At 54.7% G+C, this 20176-nt stretch carries 19 protein-coding genes and 1 riboswitch; of the genes, 18 read left to right on the top strand and 1 reads right to left on the bottom strand.

The annotated features are described in order from the left end of the window. Nucleotides 1–4 precede the first annotated feature (4 nt). A complete protein-coding gene (gene miaB / locus AC0YNV_RS08850) occupies nt 5–1600 on the top strand; it encodes a tRNA (N6-isopentenyl adenosine(37)-C2)-methylthiotransferase MiaB (RefSeq protein ID WP_475767648.1) in 1596 nt (531 codons plus the stop codon). Nucleotides 1601–1640: 40 nt separating this feature from the next. Then, nucleotides 1641–2138: a YlbF/YmcA family competence regulator gene (locus AC0YNV_RS08845; RefSeq protein ID WP_475767646.1), complete on the top strand. Its 498-nt coding sequence runs from the start codon at nt 1641–1643 to the stop codon at nt 2136–2138. 302 nt (nt 2139–2440) lie between these two features. Here the strand turns inward: AC0YNV_RS08845 and AC0YNV_RS08840 are convergent, their stop codons facing one another. Next, nucleotides 2441–3649, bottom strand: a complete 1209-nt coding sequence (locus AC0YNV_RS08840; RefSeq protein WP_475767644.1) for an MFS transporter — start codon at nt 3647–3649, stop codon at nt 2441–2443. 188 nt (nt 3650–3837) lie between these two features. On the opposite strand from AC0YNV_RS08840, the gene lepB reads away from it, so the two are divergent. The 16 genes from lepB (at nt 3838) to AC0YNV_RS08760 (ending at nt 20110) form a co-directional block, all read left to right on the top strand. After that, nucleotides 3838–4377, top strand: coding sequence for a signal peptidase I (lepB, locus tag AC0YNV_RS08835; protein ID WP_379112722.1), 540 nt, complete (start codon nt 3838–3840; stop codon nt 4375–4377). Nucleotides 4378–4401: 24 nt separating this feature from the next. Then, the gene (locus AC0YNV_RS08830; RefSeq protein ID WP_475767642.1) at nt 4402–5430 is read left to right on the top strand and encodes a DUF4184 family protein; all 1029 of its coding nucleotides are present in this window, start codon (nt 4402–4404) and stop codon (nt 5428–5430) included. A 77-nt stretch (nt 5431–5507) separates the two neighbouring features. Next, nucleotides 5508–5852 (top strand): DUF3889 domain-containing protein, encoded by a 345-nt coding sequence (locus AC0YNV_RS08825; RefSeq protein WP_475767641.1) that lies wholly within the window; start codon nt 5508–5510, stop codon nt 5850–5852. 17 nt (nt 5853–5869) lie between these two features. Continuing rightward, the gene (locus tag AC0YNV_RS08820) at nt 5870–6181 is read left to right on the top strand and encodes a heavy metal-binding domain-containing protein (RefSeq protein ID WP_210041049.1); all 312 of its coding nucleotides are present in this window, start codon (nt 5870–5872) and stop codon (nt 6179–6181) included. Between the two features lie 206 nt (nt 6182–6387). Then, nucleotides 6388–6699, top strand: coding sequence for a rhodanese-like domain-containing protein (locus AC0YNV_RS08815; RefSeq protein WP_475767639.1), 312 nt, complete (start codon nt 6388–6390; stop codon nt 6697–6699). Nucleotides 6700–6987: 288 nt separating this feature from the next. Then, nucleotides 6988–9225 (top strand): heavy metal translocating P-type ATPase, encoded by a 2238-nt coding sequence (locus AC0YNV_RS08810; RefSeq protein ID WP_475767637.1) that lies wholly within the window; start codon nt 6988–6990, stop codon nt 9223–9225. A gap of 51 nt (nt 9226–9276) precedes the next feature. Beyond that, a riboswitch (cobalamin riboswitch) is annotated at nt 9277–9439 on the top strand. A gap of 305 nt (nt 9440–9744) precedes the next feature. Continuing rightward, entirely contained in the window at nt 9745–10809 is a 1065-nt protein-coding gene (locus AC0YNV_RS08805) for an ABC transporter substrate-binding protein (RefSeq protein WP_475768397.1), read from the top strand. Continuing rightward, the gene (locus AC0YNV_RS08800) at nt 10810–11847 is read left to right on the top strand and encodes a FecCD family ABC transporter permease (RefSeq protein ID WP_475767636.1); all 1038 of its coding nucleotides are present in this window, start codon (nt 10810–10812) and stop codon (nt 11845–11847) included. Further along, nucleotides 11844–12638 carry an ABC transporter ATP-binding protein gene (locus AC0YNV_RS08795; protein ID WP_475767634.1) on the top strand — a complete coding sequence of 265 codons (795 nt, stop codon included), beginning with the start codon at nt 11844–11846 and terminating at the stop codon, nt 12636–12638. Before AC0YNV_RS08800 ends, AC0YNV_RS08795 begins: the two co-directional genes overlap by 4 nt. Before the next feature lie 20 nt (nt 12639–12658). Next, nucleotides 12659–13714, top strand: a complete 1056-nt coding sequence (gene cobT / locus AC0YNV_RS08790) for a nicotinate-nucleotide--dimethylbenzimidazole phosphoribosyltransferase (protein ID WP_475767633.1) — start codon at nt 12659–12661, stop codon at nt 13712–13714. A 42-nt stretch (nt 13715–13756) separates the two neighbouring features. Next, a complete protein-coding gene (cobU, locus tag AC0YNV_RS08785; RefSeq protein WP_475767631.1) occupies nt 13757–14395 on the top strand; it encodes a bifunctional adenosylcobinamide kinase/adenosylcobinamide-phosphate guanylyltransferase in 639 nt (212 codons plus the stop codon). A 2-nt stretch (nt 14396–14397) separates the two neighbouring features. Further along, nucleotides 14398–15378 carry an adenosylcobinamide-phosphate synthase CbiB gene (gene cbiB, locus AC0YNV_RS08780; RefSeq protein ID WP_475767629.1) on the top strand — a complete coding sequence of 327 codons (981 nt, stop codon included), beginning with the start codon at nt 14398–14400 and terminating at the stop codon, nt 15376–15378. Beyond that, nucleotides 15360–16169, top strand: coding sequence for an adenosylcobinamide-GDP ribazoletransferase (cobS, locus tag AC0YNV_RS08775; protein WP_475767627.1), 810 nt, complete (start codon nt 15360–15362; stop codon nt 16167–16169). Before cbiB ends, cobS begins: the two co-directional genes overlap by 19 nt. A gap of 89 nt (nt 16170–16258) precedes the next feature. Next, the gene (gene cobD / locus AC0YNV_RS08770) at nt 16259–17365 is read left to right on the top strand and encodes a threonine-phosphate decarboxylase CobD (protein ID WP_475767625.1); all 1107 of its coding nucleotides are present in this window, start codon (nt 16259–16261) and stop codon (nt 17363–17365) included. 120 nt (nt 17366–17485) lie between these two features. Beyond that, nucleotides 17486–19396 (top strand): cobyric acid synthase, encoded by a 1911-nt coding sequence (locus tag AC0YNV_RS08765; protein WP_475768396.1) that lies wholly within the window; start codon nt 17486–17488, stop codon nt 19394–19396. Further along, entirely contained in the window at nt 19397–20110 is a 714-nt protein-coding gene (locus AC0YNV_RS08760) for an adenosylcobinamide amidohydrolase (protein WP_475767624.1), read from the top strand. The last annotated feature ends 66 nt before the right edge of the window (nt 20111–20176 follow it).

Below are 20176 nucleotides of genomic sequence, written 5' to 3'. Positions count from 1 at the left end.
CAACGTGAGCAAGGAGAGCCAGAACGCTGCGGAGCTGCAATCCGTGAAGAGCGAAAAAGACTACTCCAAATACTTCGATTTCTCAGGCGCCAAAGTCATCAAGGAGACTGAAGGCAAGACGACATACCGGATTAAGGGCCGGGATATTACGATCAACTCTGCGCCAAGCTACAAGAATGAGAAGAGCCGCGGCAAGGAAGAGATTCAGGTGCACTACGATTTTGCTATCCCTCCCCAGATTGCCAAGCTTGGTCAAGGCAAGTTTTATTTGATCGCCACTTACGGCTGCCAGATGAATGAGCATGACACGGAAGTGATGAGAGGCTTGTTCGAGGAGATGGGCTATCAGGCGACGGAAGACCGTCAGCAGGCCGATGTAATCCTGCTCAATACCTGTGCAGTAAGAGAGAATGCGGAGGATAAAGTATTCGGCGAGCTTGGTCATTTGAAGCATTTGAAGATTGAGAAGCCAGGGCTGATACTTGGCGTTTGCGGCTGCATGTCCCAGGAGGAATCTGTGGTAGGCCGCATTATGCAGAAGCATCCGTTCGTGGATATCATCTTCGGTACACATAATATCCATCGGCTGCCGCAGCTGCTGCAGGATGCCATGTTCAGCAAGGAAATGGTCGTCGAAGTGTGGTCCAAGGAAGGCGATATTATCGAGAACCTTCCGAAGAAACGCGAAGGCATGCGGGCCTGGATTAATATCATGTATGGCTGCGATAAATTCTGCACCTACTGTATTGTACCGTATACGCGCGGGAAGGAACGCAGCCGCCGTCCGGAGGATGTAATCGCCGAAGTGCGGGATTTGGCCCGTCAAGGCTTTAAGGAAATAACGCTGCTTGGCCAGAATGTGAATGCCTACGGCAAAGATTTTGAGGATATCCAATACCGATTCGGGGATCTGATGGCGGATATCTCGAAGATCGATATTCCGCGTGTACGCTTCACGACAAGCCATCCGCGCGACTTTGACGATCGTCTGATTGAAGTTCTGGCCGGAGGCGGCAACCTGGTGGAGCATATCCATCTGCCGGTCCAATCGGGCAACTCGGAAGTCCTGAAGCGGATGAGCCGAAAATATTCGCGGGAGATGTATCTGGAGCTGGTCGGCAAAATCAAACGGGCGATTCCGGATGCCGTGTTAACGACGGATATCATTGTCGGATTTCCCGGCGAGACTGATGAGCAGTTTGAGGATACGCTGTCGCTTGTGAGCGAGGTCGGATTTCATTCCGCCTATACGTTTATTTATTCGCCCCGTGTCGGGACTCCGGCAGCCGACATGGAAGATAATATCCCCATGGAGGTTAAGAAAGCCCGTCTGGCGCGTCTGAACAGTCTGATAGCCGAGCTGAGCCGGGTCAGCCATGAGAGAATGGTCGGCCAACTGGTGGAAGTGCTCGTGGAAGGCGAAAGCAAGAACAATGCCCATGTATTGTCCGGAAGGACGCGCACGAATAAGCTGGTTCATCTGGAAGGGCCCAGGGAATGGATCGGACAGTTCATCCAGGCACGTGTTACCGATTCACAAACCTGGTATATCAAAGCAGAACCGATTAAAGAACCGTCTGCGCAAGAAGCGGTGTCATAAGGACAATGGCTGCGCAAAAAATTGAGGAGTTGGAATGAACATGGCAAACGAACAGACAGCGGCAAATCATGAGCATGGACACGAGCATGATCATGCGCACGGAGAAGGTTATAATGTACCTTCGTTTAATACGGAAGATATAATCGTTCGTAAAGATATTATGCTCAAAACCAAGGAATTGGCCGACATGCTGTATACATCCGAGGAAGTTCAGCATTTCCGCCGCGCAGAGAAGCAGATTCAGGGCAATACGCGCATTCAGGATCTGATTGCGCTGATCAAGAAGAAGCAGAAGGAAATCGTGGCATTTGAAACCACGTTCAAAAATACGGATATGGTCGCCAAGATCGAAAAAGAAATAGAAGTGCTGCAGGATGAGCTGGATGGAATTCCGATTATTACGGAATTTCAGCAAAGCCAGGCGGATATCAATTATCTGCTGCAAACGGTCGTGTCCGTCATTCGTGACACAGTCGCCGAGAAAATCAATGTTGAGGATGCATCGCCTGCCGATGATCCGGAGGAATGTATCGAATAAGAAGGAACACCCGTCCCGATCCCCGCAAAAAAGCTGGCCCGATTCTTATCGGCGCCAGCTTTTCTAAAATATAAAGTTTACCGTGTTTTGCGCCTGGGGAGCAAGCTTTGCAGCGCTGCCGGGATACAGCTGTGTTCCATCGCCGCTTTACCCGCTGCATAGAAGTAAAGCGGCGGTAAAAAAGATAGACAGCCATACTTCCAAAGCTGCAGGCAAGCTGACAGGAAGGCCGCCGTTTGGTAAAATAAAGAAAGCTTTGTTAACAGCCAAAGAATTGCAGCCGTTACGAGATGGAGCAGCTTTTAACGAATGGTTTGATTGGGAGAGCGTTTCCAGATCAAGGTAAGTATAACGGCGCTGAGCGCAAATGCCCCTCCCAGCCAAAATCCGTAATCCCGGCCAAAGCCGTCATTAACAAAGCCGGCAAGAAAAGGTCCTGCGAACATGCCTATGGAATATACCGCCTGGTAGAATCCCATGGCCGTCGCCCGTTTAGACGGCTCAAACGGCTGTATGGCGAGTCCCAGCAGGAGCGGGAAATGAAGGCCCTGGGCAAAGCCGTTCAGCGCCTGTGTGGCTGCCAGCCACCCCAGTGACGGCGAGTATGCGATGGCCACCGTGAACACCGCGCTGAGTGCGAATCCGGCTGCAGCAACATTCCAGGTTCCGAAGCGTGGTGCAATAATTCGTCCGCTTAGCAGGGATGTGATTGCATGCGGCACCATGAACGCAATAACGATAATCGTGAGTTGGCCGCTTGTCGCTCCCAGCGAGGTCGCTTTCAGCGGCGTGAAGCCAAACATAGTAATAAACAGCACGCTGTGCGCCAGAATAGATAGTATGGATACCTGCAGCAGGGTCGGATTCCGAACGATCTCCCGCAAGTATTTGAGCGATATCGGGGCACGGGCGACACCGCCCTGCGGCTCTTTTACCGCAAAGGTCAGAATCAAACCCAAGAGCCCAAGTCCCACACCTGTAATAAAAGCCGCATTCCAGTTGTAAGCGCCAGCCAGCCAACCGCTTAGCGTCATTCCGATCAATTGACCGATGACCGTCAGGAAGCTGATGTTGCTCATCGCTTTGGTCGCTTCATTAGCGGAGAAGTAGGCGGCATAGAGCACTGTAAAGGCAACCCAGGCGGATGCGCATACGCCGGACATGATCCTTCCAGCCAGCGGCCACATCCATGAACCCGGAATCATAAACAAGAGACAGCTGAGGGCTCCGCTCAACAGACCCAGCATCATGAAGGGCTTGCGCTTGTGCATCTTGTCCGACAACAATCCCAGCGGGAAACGGATGAACATCTGCGTAAAACCATAACTCCCGAGCACGACACCGATCAGGATGTCCGAATAGCCGCCTTCCTTCATAAAAGGTGTCAATATAGGAACATAAACGTACAGAGTTGACCAATAAAGTAATGTAACGGCGATAAAGACAGCATGGTCAAACCGGCTTAAGGCCATGCTGGTCCCGCTCAGGCGGGCGGCAGTTTCAACTTGCAAGCTGTTTCACTCCTTGGCATAGAGGGTTTTGTCTCTATACTCTATCGCATGGCGCTTAGGAGGGGCAATCCTTTTTTTTATTGAAGATTTGGATGTGCAAAGCAACTAATTACCAGGTTCAATCGTATTAATGACAGATGCTTAGCCTGGATATCCTTGTAGGACAGAGAGGAGAATGGAAGTTGAAAGTGGAGCCGGAGCAGCCAAGGACCAGGAAATGGGTACGCGAGGTCAGAGACTGGTTATTATCATTAACGATCGCAGTGGTCGCAGCACTTCTCATTCAGAATTATGCATTTGCCCAAACCGAAGTTAGAAATGTTTCCATGCAGCATACCCTTTTTGAAGGGCAGCGGCTTATCGAGGACAAATTGTCCTATCATTTTGATCAGCCTAACCGTGGTGATATTGTCATTATTTCGGGGCCTGAAAGCGATAAAAGACTAGTTAAACGGGTCATCGGACTGCCAGGGGACATGCTCGATATCAAGGATGGACACGTTCTTATTAATGGAACCGTGCTGGAAGAGCCTTATGTAAAAGGGTTGACATTCAGCAACGGGTTGAGTATCCCCTATACCGTTCCGGACAAAAAAGTATTCGTGATGGGCGATAATCGCGAGAACAGCCAGGACAGCCGGGAGCTCGGCCCGATCTCCATATCAAGCCTGGAGGGCAGAGCGGTGTTCCGCTTGTGGCCGCTTAATAAATTCGGACTGCTGAATTGATTTTTGAAAAAAAGGGGGTAGACGATGCCTTTTACATTCGCGCATCCGTTATATGCAGCACCGCTGCACCGCATTGCCCCGAAATGGCTAAGCGTGACTGGACTTGTGCTTGGCAGTATGGCGCCTGATATGGAGTATTTTATTGCCATGGAGCCGTACCGTACCATCGGTCATTCCCTGAAAGGGTTTTTGCTGCTCGGAATGCCGTTGTCAATCGCTCTTGCTTTTGTATTTCATTTGGTCGTCAAGCCTGTTCTGCCAAAGTTTATGCCTGCCCGGGGAGGCCTTGATCATTTCGTTCAAAGCATGCTCAAGGATTGGCGTGTCCGTTCTTTTCGTGAATGGTCGGTCCTTCTCGTATCGCTGTTTATCGGCTTCCTGACCCATATTTTCATGGACGGCTGGACGCACACAGGAGGGTTTGTCAGCGATTTTCCTGTTCTGCGGACCATAATAGCAGGTAAAGGCGTCTACTCATGGCTGCAGTATGGATTTTCTGTTCTGGGGCTGCTTGTTCCGGCGCTGGTGCTGCTCCGGCGTTATTTCGTATGGTTAAGGTCCGTTTCCCTCATCACGCTGCAGCCTCTCGCCATCCCCATGACGCGCAAATTACTATGGGGTTGTGCGGTGGTCCTTGGGGCTCTCCTGTTTCTGGCCAAGGGCCTCTCCGCCGATAATCTTGATTGGGTCGGGGTATGGATCGTGGCTCCCATGTCAGCGATGCTGTTCGGCTGGTTTGCCTCCTCGCTGCTGTATATCGCGGCCAGAAACAACCGGATCATCGCTGCTGTTGCATCACTTGTGCTTATCGGAATCACGATTCTTTCCTATAAAGCGGCCCAGGTATGGCTGGAGCATAGGCTGATGGCCAGCCGTACCATCCTGGATTGGCGGCATGTTCAGAATGAACAGCAGGTTATCTGGTTTTGCTTTTACCTGGCCTGGGCAGTTCTGCTGATTATATCCTGCATGTTATGTGTAAGGGCCAACGGCAAGAACGGGGACCAAGGAAAAGCCTTGAAACAAAGGGTAACCTTTCCTGGGAAGTACTAGACATTCAACTGACGTTTCACGAATAGAATAGAGCTTGTGCGGGCACTCTACTTTCCAAATAGTGGAGGTGTCCTTTTATGAAAAAAACAATGATTCTAACAGCGGCTCTGCTGATTCTGATGGTCTGCCGTACGCACGCGGCTTCAGCTGAACCCGATTATGCCAAGTGGGGAAGACTTGCGGTGAAGGAAACAATCAAACGGTATCATGCCGATATAGTGGACTATAAGCATTTGGGAAGACGAACCGAGCAGGCAGGCGTTCTCTCCGAATCTTTCCGTTTAATTGTTGATAAAGGCAACCGGAAGCTCGCTGTAAAGGTAAGCATCTGGTTCGATCGCAAGACCGAGAAAGTTATTATGATCCGGTTTACGGAGGATGGCAAGCCTGCCAAGCAGGCCGCTCATTATAAAATAATTTGAGCCTGGGAGAGTGAAGTATGATATTCACAACAACGCCGACGATTGAAGGAAAGCCGATTCAGGATTATTTGGGTGTCGTAACTGGCGAAGCCATTATGGGAGCCAACATCATGCGCGACTTGTTCGCATCCATTACCGATATTGTCGGGGGGCGCTCAGGAGCATATGAAACCAAACTGAAGGAAGCGCGCGATGTAGCCTTCAGCGAAATGTCCGCTAATGCTTCGCGTATGGGAGCCAATGCGATTGTCGGGATTGATATCGATTATGAGGTGGTTCGTGAAGGAATGCTCATGGTTGCCGTGAGTGGAACGGCAGTCCGCGTGTAGAAATGGATAAATAGAATACGCGATCAAGCATCTGCCTTTTCTGGGCGGGTGCTTTTATTTTGAAAATAGCTGTTTCTTTTCGATTTGAGGCGTAATGCGCATTTTCCGGATGACTGGACATCGGCAGCGGACAACGGTACAATGCAAATGTGATTGCTGAATAAACTTCAATCCTGAATGGACCTATAAGAAGGAGATGCTTGTGTATGTATGGGGAAATAACGGCAAGCGAGCTTGAAACACGTCTGCGTGAAGGGGAGAAGCTGAGCGTTATCGATGTCAGAGAGCCGGATGAGTGGCAATCGGGCCATATCGCCGAAGCGGTCAGCATCCCGTTGTCCGAGTTCGTGGAGCGTGTAGGAGAATTGACTGATTTTGAGGAGCCGATCTATCTGGTTTGCCGGAGCGGCAACCGCAGCGGCAAAGCCTGCGATTATTTGTCCGCTCAGGGCTACGAGGTTGTGAACATCGCTGGCGGGATGCTGAGCTGGCCTGGGGAAGTAGTAACAGGAGAGTAAGGCAGGCTTCGATAACCGGTTTGATAGACATAGCAGTATATAAGAGGAGCATCGGCGTAATTGCCGGTGCTTTTTTGTTTGTTCAGGAACAGCATGTTGGATAAAGCCGGATCCCGGGAGCAGCCAGCCTGGAGACGACGTATTGAATGGCGATGGCTCGTGAATCAGGCAAGATTATCGCCCGGATAATCATGAGGAGCGGAATTCTGCCATATAGTGAGGAATAGGACAATCCTTGACGGTTTCGCAGATGGCAGACAAAGCTTTGATCTGGGGAAGGAGGGATGCATGGTGCAAAAGTTTGCCGCAGAGGAAGTGCTGGATCTACGCATTGAGGGGATGAGCTGCACCGCGTGCGCGGTCAGAATTGAGAAGGCTGTGGGCAAGATGGATGGCGTATACGGAGTCTCCGTCCATTATGCCGGAAAATCAGCCAACATCCGTATCGCCGAAGGGCTGGTGAGCTCATCCTCCGTCATTGAGCGCATTGCCCAGCTCGGGTTCCATGCGTTCCCTTTCGGCGAGGAACAGACAGGTTTATCCGAAATCGGTTCTCTGCGTATGCGTTTTATTATTTCTGCGCTGCTCACACTCCCTCTGCTCTGGACTATGGCGCATCATTACAGCTGGCTGCAGGGGGTTCCCCTGCCTGTCATGCTGCAGGAGCCGCTGCTGCAGTTTGCGCTTGCATCCATCATACAGTTTTTCATCGGCATGCCTTTTTATTTCGGTTCCTATTATGCGCTGCGGGAGCGGACAGCTACGATGGATGTGCTTGTAGCCATTGGGACGACGGCTGCCTTCGGATACAGCTACTATGCGATGATGGCCGGCAAACCGCTATATTTTGAAACCTCGGCTGTTGTCATCACAGCCGTTCTGCTGGGGAAGCTGTTGGAAGCCGCTGCTTCCGAGAGGGTGATGTCGGAAGGAGAGGCATTTGCACAGCTGCAGCCCAAGGACGCGGTTATCGTGCGCGGCGGCATCCAGGAGAGAGTACCGCTTGCGCGAATCCGGACTGGCGAACATCTGCTGACTGAAGCGGGTATCCCATTGCCTGCTGACGGAGTATTGCTGGACGGAGAGACGGAGATCAATGAATCCTTTCTGACCGGCGAAAGCATGCCGGTGGTGAAAACAGCCGGCGACCAGGTATTTGCCGGTACGACGGCTGCGGTCTCCGGGCTGCATGTGCGAATCACAGCTGCCGGTGACGATACGCTGCTGAGCCGAATCGCGGCATTGACCCGCCAGGCCCAGTCAACCAAATCGACGATCGGCCGGAGAGTGGACCGCCTTTCCGCAATATTCGTACCCGTCATGCTGGGGTTGTCCCTTGCAACACTGCTGCTTTGGCTGTTTGTGCTGCGCCCGGGCGACGCAGGGGCAGCGGGAATCCACGCGCTCGCGGTACTGCTGGCGGCCTGCCCCTGCGCGCTGGGGCTGGCTGCGCCCATATCGCTTGTTCTGGCCTCAGGCAAGCTTGCGCGGCGCGGGATTGTGCTCAAAGAGGCAGGCGCTCTGGAGCGTTTGGCGCAGCTCAATACGATTGTGCTTGACAAGACGGGCACGCTTACCGAAGGACGTCCCGCCATTACCTCGATATTCCCGCTTCGTGGCTCCCGGAATGCGCTGCTGCGGCTTGCTGCAGCAGCGGAATCCCAGGCGCAGCATCCTTTTGCCGCGGCGATCAGAACCGCAGCGGAGAGGGCCGGGATTGACGTGCCGCAGGCGGACGCGTTTCATTCTATGCCCGGCAAGGGCATTGGGGCGGTTGTGGAGGGAGAGCAGGTCCAGATCGGCAATGCGGCCTTTGCCGCAGAGCAGGGCTGGCAAATTAGCCCGAGCACAGCCATGTTTGCCAGCCATAGGGAGCTGGCCGGCGAAACCATTATCTACGCGGCGCGGGATGGGATATGCGCTGGCGCGTTTGCTTTCGCCGATCCGGTGAAACGGTCGGCCCCGGAGGCAGTCCGTTTGCTGCAAGCCGCGGGGGTCTCCGTCCTATTGGCGACGGGCGACCATTTGCCCGCTGCCAGGCATGCCGCACATGCTGTCGGCATAGCGGATTTCCATCCGTCCATGCTGCCGGAGCATAAGGCGGAGCTTGTCCGCAGTCTGCAGAAGAAGGGACAGGTAGTAGGCATGGCCGGAGACGGCTGGAACGATGCGCCAGCGCTGGCCGCAGCCCATGTCGGTATGGCTATGGGCAGCGGGACCAACGCTGCGCTGGATGCGGGCCATCTGACGCTGCTGCGTCCGAGACTTACCGGTATACACGAGGCATTGGTCATCAGCCGTTTGACGGTGAGGAATATCCGCCAGAACCTTGGCTTTGCCTTTGTTTACAACATGGTTGTCATCCCTTTTGCGGCCTTCGGCGGACTGGAGCCATGGATGGCAGGAACGGCGATGGCGCTTAGTTCGGTATCTGTTGTCGGCAATGCGCTTCGGCTTAACGGGCAGATGAAGAGGGCTTTGGGAAAAAGCAGCGATGCCAGGAGGGTCGATCAGCAGCCTGTATAGACAAGCAGCGTATGAGAGTGATATATTTACACATGCACAACTGAATAGGATTAAAAACAGGTGCCGCAATCCGCTTTTTTGTTAAGATTTTCTGCGATTCGGCTTAATAGGGGAAGACCGGTGAGAAGCCGGCACGGACCCGCCACTGTAAGGAGCTCCCGATGATCCGCTTGGATTCGGGCCTGCTTCAAGTCAGACAACCTGCCTGTTTTTATATAAACGCTACCTACGAGGACTTAGGGAGGTGCTTAAAGATTGGCTTTGACACGGGTTCATATTATGAACGCTCCGCCTGACGAGGCGTTCCGTCAACAAGCCGCTGTTCGAAAGAACTAGAGCATTTCTGACACTTCCATGTCGGCGATGCTTTTTTTGATATAAGGAAGTATAAATCCCACCATACTTTGCTTATAGTTCTGAGGTGAAGAAGCTTGGCATAGCCGCCAGAAGGCTGCGACAGCCGTTTCTTCTTTGTTTGAGATGTACAAAATTATATTTTTTTAGGAGAGAGACGAATTGATGAATACTGTAAAACGAATATCCTGGACAAAATATTCTCTTATGCTGCTTCTCGCAGCCATGCTGCTGCTTACCGCAGCATGCGGAAACAGCAATACCAATAACACGGGCGGATCCGGCACAAGCGTGGAAGATCCGGCAACGGCGACAGAAACCACGGCAAACGGCGGTACGAATCAATCCGGAACGGAAGAAGCGGCCAATAACGGTGCGGCCGATGCGGAAACAGCCGCAGGAGCAACCGTTTATCCGTTGACCGTCAAGGATGCTACAGGTACAGAGCTTACTTTTGCCCAGGCGCCTGCCAGAATCGTGACGCTTGTACCAAGTGAAACGGAAATCGTTTATGCTATTGGAGCAGGCGAGCAGGTCGTGGCTGTGGATGATTTCTCCAACTACCCGGAGGATGCTGCAGCCAAAGAGAAAATTGGCGGCATGGAAGCGAATGTTGAGAAAATCGTCAGCCTGAAGCCGGATCTGGTGCTTGCTTCTTCGGGAATGAACCAGCCGATTGTCGATAAGCTGCGTTCACTGAAGCTGACTGTATATGCAAGCGATCCGAAAACGTATGATGATGTCATAGCTAAAATCACGCAAATCGGTTCCATTATGGACAAGCCCAAGGAAGCGGCTGAAGTAACCGGGCATATGCAGGACGTTCGCCAGCAGGTGACAGATGCGGTAAAGGATGCGCCAAAGCCCAAGGTATTCCTTGAATTCTCCCCTGGCTGGACGGTAGGGAAAGGCGAATTTCTTGACGAGCTGCTTATGATCGCAGGCGGCACCAATATTGCCGATCAACAGGGCTGGTATGAAATCGATCCCGAATCGGTCGTGAAAACGAACCCGGATGTGATCATCTACGCTTCCATGATCGTCAAGGAAGGCGAGAAAAATCCGATCCTGACAGGAATTGAAGGCCGTCCGGGCTGGAACACGATTGCGGCGATCAAGGATAAGAAGATTTTCGAGGTCGACCAGGATCCTCTTGTGAGGGTTGGCCCCCGTCTTGCGGAAGGACTGCTGGAGGTAGCCAAAAAGCTGCATCCTGACCTGATCAAGTAAATGAAACTTAAACTGTACGTATTCGGAGGAGCAGCCATGCTCCTCCTTGTCGCATCTATTGTGGTCAGTATGTCGATCGGTTCAGCCGGACTTCCGCTGCGCGACGTATGGGGCATTCTCGTTCATCAGCTTCCCTGGATGAGCGGTGCGGAGGGCAAATGGGACGCAGGGGACATTGCTATTGTCACACAGCTCCGCCTCTCTCGCGTGCTGCTTGCTGTGATGGTCGGGGCCTGCTTATCCTTGGCCGGGGCCGGCTTCCAGGGTGTGCTGCGCAATCCGCTCGCAGACCCATTCACGCTAGGCGTGGCATCGGGCTGCGCTGTCGGCGCATCCTTCCTGATTCTCTTCGGCTATCAGACGGTTATCGGGATTTGGTCCATACCGCTGGTTGCTTTTATCACCGGCATCATAACGTTGATTATTGTGTTTGCCCTCTCGCGCGCGCGCGGAGCGGTGAATGTGGAGACTCTGATTTTATCGGGCGTGATTGTGCAGGCCTTTCTTGGCGCCTTCGTCACATTTATGGTCTCCTTGTCGCAAGGGGTTGTCAATGAAATTATGTTCTGGCTGATGGGAAGCCTGAGTGCGCGCGGCTGGGAGCATGTGCAGCTCATTTTTCCTTTTCTGATCATCGGTCTTCCTGTACTCATCCGCTATTCACAGCCGCTTAATATGTTTGCTTTTGGCGAGCGCCACGCGGCTTATATGGGGATTGACGTGGAACGGACGAAGATCATTGTACTTATTGTCTCTACGTTACTGACCGCTGTGGCGGTATCGATCTCCGGCGTGGTCGGATTTGTAGGGCTGGTTGTCCCGCATCTGCTGAGGCTGCTGGTTGGACCGGATTACCGTATTATTATTCCGCTGTCGGCCGTTGGCGGCGGCATCTATCTGCTGTGGGCCGATACGCTGGCGCGGACGGCGCTGAGTCCCAAGGAGATATCGCTGGGTGTAGTCACAGCCTTGATCGGAGCGCCATTCTTCGCCTATCTATTGTACAGGCGCAAGGTGCAGCGGGGAGGGGCATTATGATCGAAGCGATCGGGCTTGAGAAATCAATCGACGGGACACGCATCCTGAACGGAATATCGTTCAAGCTGGAAGCCGGGCGGATGTACGGGATTATCGGTCCGAACGGCGTTGGCAAATCGACTCTGCTGCAGCTCTTGGCTGGCGTTGAATCGCCGACTGCCGGGAAGCTGCTTCTTGAAGGTATTCCTGCGGAGCGGTACGGCCGCAAGCCCTTGGCCAAATGGCTCGCGGTGCTGCAGCAGGGCGGCCTAGCGTCTGTTGGCTTCACAGTCCGCGAGGTAATCGGCATGGGACGGTATCCCTTCCAGAACTGGATGGGCGATGAGCAGACAGATGCCGGGCCGCTGATCGATGAGGCTATTTCCGCGATGGGGCTTGACGAGCTGCAGCATCGGCGGATAGATCAGCTGAGCGGCGGTGAGCGGCAGCGCGTTGCCTTGGCCAAGGTCATGGTGCAGCAGCCAAGACTTCTGCTGCTCGATGAGCCGACTACTTATCTGGATATCGGCTACCAGATGCAGATGCTGGACACGGTAAAAAGCTGGCAGCAGGAACGCGGGATGACGGTGGTGGCTGTGCTGCATGATTTGAATTTGGCGGCCCAGTATTGCGAGGAACTGCTCGTGCTCAGCGAAGGGCGAGTTGAAGCATTTGGGACGCCGGCCGCTGTCATGAACGAGGATATGATCCACCGCGTGTACGGTGCAAGGTCCGTTGTGCTGCCGCATCCGCAGACCGGCGTACCGCAGCTTCTATTGCTGCCGGGCAGAGCTTCTGCCAAGCAGGGATAAAGGAAAGGAGATTAGGAAAAATGAATGAAGCGAAGCTGAACAGGCTCATCCAGGGCATTGATCCTGTGAGCAAGGAGACTGTTGAGGCTGCGGAGCAGCATCTGAACAATCTGACCAAGCCTCCGGGAAGTCTCGGCAGGCTTGAGGAGATAGCAGCTCAAATAGCCGGAATAACCGGCGAACTGGCACCGGACTTGTCGAAGCGGGCGGTTGTCGTAATGGCAGCCGACCATGGGGTTTGCGAAGAGGGCGTAAGCGCGTTCCCTTCCGAGGTGACAGCACAGATGGTTTTGAATTTTCTGGCAGGCGGAGCGGCAGTTAATGTTCTGGCCCGTCAGGCAGGAGCGCTGGTCAGCTGCGTCGATATCGGCGTGAAATCAGAGCTTGAGCATCCGCGTCTGATCAAGCGGAAGGTACGCGCGGGCACGGCTAATATGGCAAAAGGGCCAGCCATGTCCCGTTCGGAGGCCCTGCAGGCGATTGCAGCAGGCGCAGAACTGGCGAATGAGCTGGCCGCGGACGGGTATCGGATGTTTGCAACGGGCGAGATGGGAATTGGCAATACGACGGCAAGCGCAGCTATATCCGCGCTGCTGGCCGGAATGGATCCGGATGCCGCGGTCGGACGGGGGACCGGTATCGATGAAGAACGCCGCAGGCATAAGGTCGAAGTGGTTCGCCGCGCGATCACGGTCAACAAGCCGGATCCTTCAGATCCGCTTGATGTGCTGGCCAAGGTCGGCGGACTCGAGATTGCCGGTCTGGTCGGCGTCATTCTCGGGGCAGCAGCCAGCCGCTGCCTTGTCCTCATTGACGGATATATTTCCTCGGCTGCCGCGCTGGTGGCCTGCCGGCTGGCGCCGCAGGCGCTTCCCTATATGCTGGGCTCCCATCTCTCCAACGAGCAGGGTCATGGCGAGCTGCTGGGACGCATCGGGATCTCGCCGATGATTCACTTGGACATGCGTCTGGGTGAAGGAAGCGGGGCGGTGCTGGGATTTCATTTTGTTGATGCTGCGCTTGCTGTAATGAGAGAGATGGCGACTTTTGAGAGTGCCGGAATCTCTCGCGGGTAATTCTGGTTCACGAGGATGGGACAGAGAAAGGAAGAATAGCAAATGGCGGTAATGATTACTGGCGGCGCACGCAGCGGAAAAAGCGATTTTGCCGAGCGCTATGCCATGCAGATGGCGGACAGCGGCATCTATATTGCCACCTCCCAGAGCTGGGATGACGAGATGACGCAGCGGATAACGCAGCATCAACGCTCGCGTGAAGCGGCCGATTTTCGCTGGCAAACCATCGAGGAGCCGCTTGAGCTTGCCCCGGTTTTGCTGAGCTTGGAGAAAGATGCCGCAGAGAGAGGGCCAGACTGGCGGCGGCCTGCCGTCCTGGTGGATTGTATGACCTTGTGGCTGACTAATTGGATGCTCCGGCTGGATGCCGACGGACAGAATGCTTCCGCAGCGGACGCTGCCGATGAAGGAGAATCCGGAGGTTTGATGCCGCCGGATACCATTGAAGCCGTTGTTGACAAGCTGCTGTCCGCGATTGCTGCATACAGTGGCCCGCTGCTGCTGGTAACCAATGAAGTGGGGAGCGGCATTGTTCCGGCTTATCCGCTCGGCCGCCGGTTTCGCGACGAAGCGGGCCGCCTCAACCGCAGACTGGCGGTGCAATGCGATCAAGCCTTTCTTGTTGTGGCCGGTTTTGCGCTGGATTTGAAAGCACATGCTTTCCGATTGGAGGAGCGCTGAAGGTGCTGTTCTATTCGCTGCCTGAAACCCTGCTCCTGGTCGCGGCCGCGATTGTCATCGATTGGATTATTGGCGACCCGAAATGGCCGACGCATCCGGTCATCTGGATCGGGAAATTCATCAGCGCCCTGGAGAAACGGCTATACCCGACAGGGGCGGAGCTTCCTCCGCTTACGCTGAAGGGGCGGGGGATTCTGCTTGCGGCAGTCACCACGCTGCTGTCTTTCGCCATCATGTGGCTGATTACGGCTGTGGCGGATTGGATCCACCCTTGGATGGGATATGCCGTATCTTGCTGGTTTATTTCCACGACGATTGCTGTAAAGGGGCTCAAGGACGCCGCGATGCAGGTTCATCGTCCTCTTGTGTCGGGAGATCTTGAGCAGGCAAGAAAATATGCTGGCTATATCGTCAGCAGGGATACCAAGGCGATGACGGAAGCCGACGCTGCCAGAGCTGCGGTGGAAACGGTCGCGGAGAATACCGTGGATGCGTTTGTTTCTCCTTTATGCTTCGCTCTCATCGGGGCGGCTCCGCTTGCGATGCTGTACAGATCGGCCAATACACTGGATTCCATGGTCGGCTACCGCAATGACCGCTATCTTCAGCTGGGCTGGGCGTCCGCCAGGCTGGACGATATCCTGAATTTCATTCCGGCCCGGATATGCGGACTGCTGCTGGCTCTGGCAGCCTGGCTGACGCCAGGCTTGTCGGCAGGCAGAGCGCTCGGAGCGATCCGTATTTTTGCCAGCCTTCATCCAAGCCCAAACAGCGGCATTCCCGAATCGGCCGTCGCAGGCGCGCTGGGGATCGAGCTTGGCGGGCGCAATGTTTATTTCGGAAAAGTCAGCGAACGGGCGCGTCTTGGTTGGCCCTTGCGGACTCTCGAAGCAGGGGATATTATCCTGACCATCCGGCTGCTTTATCTGGTAAGTCTATTTTGGTTTGCGGGGGTGGTTCTGCTATGGTGCGGGATTCGCTGAAGTCACAGCTGCAGGCTGTCGGGGCCGCTTTTCAATTCATGACACGTATTCCGGTTCCCGTTGAAATCCCCTTCACTCCTGCCGTACTGGCAAGAAGCACAATCTATTATCCGCTTGTCGGGCTTGTGATAGGAGGCATTACCGCTGCTGCCGGATGGCTTCTGACGCTGGCTGTTCCCGCTCTTCCAGCTGCCGTATTAATCCTGCTGATCTGGACATCGCTCAGCGGCGCTCTTCATCTGGACGGACTGATGGATAGCGCGGATGGCGTGCTCAGCCATCGCCCGAGGGAGCGGATGCTGGACATTATGAAGGACAGCCGGGTTGGGGCTATGGGCGTCATGGCTGCTTTTTTTCTGCTGCTGCTGAAATTTGCCACGCTCTCGGCGCTTCTGGAGGGTGAGGGCGGATGGGTGGAGGCTGCGCCTCTAGTGGTTATGGTATGCGGCTGGAGCCGGCTGTGGGTGGTGTGCTCGATGGCGGGATGGCCATTCGCCAGACCGGGCGAAGGGCTTGCCGTGTTATTCCGGGCGGTGTGCAAAAAGCACGTAACAGCTGCGTCTGCAATGCAGCTTACTTTTGTTATCATTATCGGCATTGCATGCGGCTGGTCATGGCCGGAAATCGGGCTGATTCTCGTTGTCCACGGAGGGCTTGCGCTGCTTTGCGGGACGTTGCTTTCCCGGTACTTCACCAGCAAATTAGGTGGATTGACCGGTGATACCTATGGTGCGCTCAATGAAATATTGGAATGCATGCTGCTTTTTGCCCTGCTTTGGCTGGTTCGATAGCTGCGGCTGCTGCGGTCAGCGTGGCAGTCAAAGTTGGACTGGTCCATCATTAAATAATATCTTTGCTCATATAAGGAGGCCAGTCCTGGATGCTGGAGAGATTTGGTCATGGCGGAGACCTGTTAACCGCCCAGGAGCTGTTCGGCATCGGGGCCGGGAGCTTTACCGATTTAAGCGCCAATATGAACCCACAGGGTCCGCCTGCCTGTGTTGCCAGTCTTCTGGCGGATTACGCTCGAACGATTGGACATTATCCCGATCCCGCAGCAAGAGGGCTCATTCACAAACTGGCCGATCATCACGGGGTAAGCGGGAGCGCAATTCTGGCCGGCAACGGTGCTGCGGAGCTGATCGATCTGACGGTGCGGCTGCTGCGGCCAAAGGTGACGATCGTGACTGCTCCGAGCTTCGTCGAGTACGGCGATGCCGCCATAAAATGCGGAAGTGCCGTCAAGAAGCTCGTGCTCTTGGAGGAAGAGGGGTTCCGGCTGACGCTGCAGCAGGTATCCGATATGCTTGCCTCCCTGCGCGCGGAGGGAGTCGGCGCCGGGGAAGCATTATGGTTTCTGGGCTCTCCCAATAATCCGACCGGCCAACTGTCAGATCCTGCGATTATCCGGGAGCTTCTGGGAGAAGGCGAGAGGGTTGTCGTGGACGAGGCTTTCATGGATTTTGTTCCGGAGGCGGCGGCATTCAGCTTACTGAAGGAAGCGGCCATTCATGCAAATTTGATCGTCATCCGCTCACTGACCAAATTCTACGCGATTCCCGGTATTCGATTGGGCTATATGGTCGCAATTCCGGCAACGATTGACCGGCTCAAGGCGCTTCAAGTGCCCTGGAGCGTAAATTCGCTGGCTCAGCAAATCGGCGAAGCGGTGCTTGGCGATGAGGAATACCGGCGAAGCACCATGGATTGGCTTGCGGAAGAGCGCCCATGGCTGGCCGTGCAATTGAAGCGACTCGGTCTGGCGGTGTACGAAGGAGCCGCAAATTACATTTTATTTGCATTGTCATGGCAGCATTCGCTTGATGCAAAGTCCCTTCAGCAGCAGCTGGGGCTTCGCGGCATACTGATCCGTGATGCCTCGCTCTTCGACGGCCTGGATGAGCGCTACTGCCGGGTAGCGGTGCGGTTCCGGGAGGATCATATCCGGCTGCTGGAAGCATTGAAGCCTTTGCTGGAACAGGGATGAACGGAACGCTTGAGAGGACCTGTTACCGAATATATAAATACCCGGACCGGTGCAAATTGGATGAGCAGGAGTATACTCGCCGATCAAATCAGTCCGCAAAAAAAGAAGGGACAAGTGAAGATGGACGACGACAAGGCTTTGCCGAAACAAGCGCGAACCATTATGCTGCAGGGAACCGCTTCAGATGTGGGCAAAAGCCTGCTTACTGCTGCCCTGTGCCGCATTTTCAAAGAAAACGGCTGCCGCGTGGCACCCTTCAAATCACAAAATATGTCCTTGAACTCCTATGTGACCTGGGACGGCAAAGAGATTGGCAGAGCACAGGGCATGCAGGCAGATGCCTGCGGGATCTTGGCCACAACGGATATGAACCCGATTCTGCTGAAGCCCAAGAAGGAAATGGTGTCGCAGGTTGTTCTGCACGGCAAGCCGCTGGGGGATTATGCCGCCGCCGTATACCGGGAGAAGTTTCTCTTTAGCGCCGGACCCATTATACAAGAGTCGCTGCGCACGCTGCGCGAGTCTTATGACGTTGTCGTTCTGGAAGGCGCCGGAAGCCCTGCGGAAATCAATCTGAAAGATCGGGACATTGTGAATATGAAGGCTGCGAAGTGGGCGGAAGCGCCTGTCATTCTCGTGGCGGATATTGATCGCGGCGGCATGTTCGCTTCCATCGTCGGCACGCTCGAGCTTCTGGAGGAGGACGAGCGTGAACGCGTCTGCGGGTTTATCGTAAACAAATTCCGCGGCGATGTTTCGCTGCTGCAGCCCGGGCTGGATTGGCTGGAAGCCAAAACCGGCAAGCCGGTGCTTGGCGTGGTGCCTTATCTGCCGGATGTCGGGCTGGAAGATGAGGATTCGTTATCGCTTGATAATACGGTAAGGGGAATGGCGGCTGCAGCTCAGGCATACCCTGCAGCAGAAGCTCAAGGCAAACTGGATATCGCCGTGCTTCGTCTGCCGCATATTTCGAATTTTACGGACGTTGATCCGCTGCGCAGCGAGCCGGATGTACAGCTTCGGTTCGTCTCCTCGGCGCAGCAATGGGGCGAGCCGGACGCGGTGATCATCCCCGGAAGCAAAAACACGGTCGATGATCTGCTATATTTGCGCGAAAGCGGGCTCGCTGCGCGTCTGGAGGAGCATGTCCGCAGTGGCGGGTATGCAGTCGGAATATGCGGAGGATATGAGATGCTCGGAGAACGGCTGCTGGACCCGCTTCATACCGAATCCGACCGCGGCGAGACTCATGGCTTCGGCTGGTTTGGTTTCGACGTGACGTTCGCCGCTGAGAAACGGACGGAGAGAGTGAAGGGGAGTGGCTGGCTTCCCGGCCTGGAGCGCGATTATCCCGTGGAAGGCTTTGAAATTCATACGGGCCGGGTGAATTGGCGTAAGGCTTGGGATCTGGTGGAAGCGGGAAGCAGGATATCTTCAGGTGGACGGCTCAACCCGGCGGAACGAAGGCCTTTTAAGCTGACACCCGCCGGGCTGACGGCACCAGGCAATGGAGAGATCCGGCTGCCCCGGCAGCCGGCAGGAGAAGGCCAGCTGACGCGGTACGAGTCGGAAGGTGTACGAGCCGGCGATAAAATGAACCAGCTGGCATGGTGTCAGTCGGATGGTGAACAAGCCTGTGGTGAAGAGGCTCGCCTGCCTGGGCGTCATTCGGTTGGTGAACAAGCCTGTGGTGAAGAGGCTCAATTGCCCAGGCATCATTCGGCTGATGAACGAACCGTCGGTGAAGAAGCCGCCTTCGATTATGACGGCTGCGTATCCGCGGACGGCCGCGTATGGGGAACCTTTCTGCATGGCGTGCTGCATAATGATGATTTCCGCAGGGGCTGGTTGAATCTGCTGCGCTTGGCGAAAGGCTGGGAGCCTTTATCCGTTGGCGTACGCGTCAATGAGCTTCGCGAGGAAGCGTTCAACCGGCTTGCCGTTCATGTGAGGGCGCATGTGGACATACCAAGGATCACAGCCATTATGGGATTGAAGGAGCCGGGGACAGACAGAGGAGGCGAAGCGTAAATGACCCAGCCTTTTCGAAGTGCGGATAGACGCAGTTATTTATCGGAGTGCTGGCGGGAGATCCAGATCAGGCGTGAAGAAGATGCGATTATCATTACCTGCGCCAGGCCGCTGGAGACGATCAGCAGCGCGGTGCTCGGCGGTGGTTTCTCGATAACCGAACGGATCATCAATTGGAAGGTTCCGCTCGCCTATGACTGTTCGGATCCTGTACATGATCTGCATATGATGCTGAGCGAGCGGGGATATCCGCCGCAATCCACGGTGGGTATGCTGACAGCTGCGAAGCTGACGCATGCCTCCATTACCGAGATGCGGGGCGATGAATTCACCATCGTATGCTGCACCACCGCTGGCACTAGCAATGCGGCAAGAGCAGGATTGCTTCGCCCTGTCTTCTCTTCTTATACAGCGGGAACGATAAATTCGGTTGTGCTGATTGACGGACGGATGACGCCGCCTGCAATGGTGAATGCCGTGATTACCGCAACGGAAGCCAAGGCGGCTGCGCTCGCCGACCTCGGTATTGCCGATTCGTTTCATGGCCTTGCTGCCACAGGCACGACAACCGACGCGATCGTGATTGGCGCAAGCCAGTCGGAGCGTTATCTCGGACTTCATGCCTATGCTGGAGCAGCGACAACAATCGGCAATGCGGTTGGTCGAATGGTTTATGAAAGTGTGTACGAGGCTGTCTCAACGCAGAAGGAATAGCATTCCTTCTGGAACCGTCCATGAATATGGATAAGAGGCGTCTTAGCTTTATGACCAGCATGTCAA

The sequence above is a fragment of the Paenibacillus sp. JT31N11 genome (assembly GCF_056269285.1).
The sequence above is the reverse complement of the archived record's forward strand: the minus strand, read 5'-3'. Positions and strand labels throughout refer to the sequence as shown.

Excerpts from the sequence above, each read along its gene's own strand:
- cobT (WP_475767633.1), top strand. The coding sequence starts at position 12,659 with ATGAATGAAGCGAAGCTGAACAGGCTCATCCAGGGCATTGATCCTGTG.
- cobU (WP_475767631.1), top strand. The coding sequence starts at position 13,757 with ATGGCGGTAATGATTACTGGCGGCGCACGCAGCGGAAAAAGCGATTTT.
- AC0YNV_RS08810 (WP_475767637.1), top strand. The coding sequence starts at position 6,988 with ATGGTGCAAAAGTTTGCCGCAGAGGAAGTGCTGGATCTACGCATTGAG.
- AC0YNV_RS08760 (WP_475767624.1), top strand. The coding sequence starts at position 19,397 with ATGACCCAGCCTTTTCGAAGTGCGGATAGACGCAGTTATTTATCGGAG.
- AC0YNV_RS08805 (WP_475768397.1), top strand. The coding sequence starts at position 9,745 with ATGAATACTGTAAAACGAATATCCTGGACAAAATATTCTCTTATGCTG.
- AC0YNV_RS08795 (WP_475767634.1), top strand. The coding sequence starts at position 11,844 with ATGATCGAAGCGATCGGGCTTGAGAAATCAATCGACGGGACACGCATC.
- AC0YNV_RS08800 (WP_475767636.1), top strand. The coding sequence starts at position 10,810 with ATGAAACTTAAACTGTACGTATTCGGAGGAGCAGCCATGCTCCTCCTT.
- AC0YNV_RS08830 (WP_475767642.1), top strand. The coding sequence starts at position 4,402 with ATGCCTTTTACATTCGCGCATCCGTTATATGCAGCACCGCTGCACCGC.
- cobD (WP_475767625.1), top strand. The coding sequence starts at position 16,259 with ATGCTGGAGAGATTTGGTCATGGCGGAGACCTGTTAACCGCCCAGGAG.
- AC0YNV_RS08825 (WP_475767641.1), top strand. The coding sequence starts at position 5,508 with ATGAAAAAAACAATGATTCTAACAGCGGCTCTGCTGATTCTGATGGTC.
- AC0YNV_RS08820 (WP_210041049.1), top strand. The coding sequence starts at position 5,870 with ATGATATTCACAACAACGCCGACGATTGAAGGAAAGCCGATTCAGGAT.
- cobS (WP_475767627.1), top strand. The coding sequence starts at position 15,360 with ATGGTGCGGGATTCGCTGAAGTCACAGCTGCAGGCTGTCGGGGCCGCT.
- AC0YNV_RS08815 (WP_475767639.1), top strand. The coding sequence starts at position 6,388 with ATGTATGGGGAAATAACGGCAAGCGAGCTTGAAACACGTCTGCGTGAA.
- AC0YNV_RS08765 (WP_475768396.1), top strand. The coding sequence starts at position 17,486 with ATGGACGACGACAAGGCTTTGCCGAAACAAGCGCGAACCATTATGCTG.
- AC0YNV_RS08845 (WP_475767646.1), top strand. The coding sequence starts at position 1,641 with ATGGCAAACGAACAGACAGCGGCAAATCATGAGCATGGACACGAGCAT.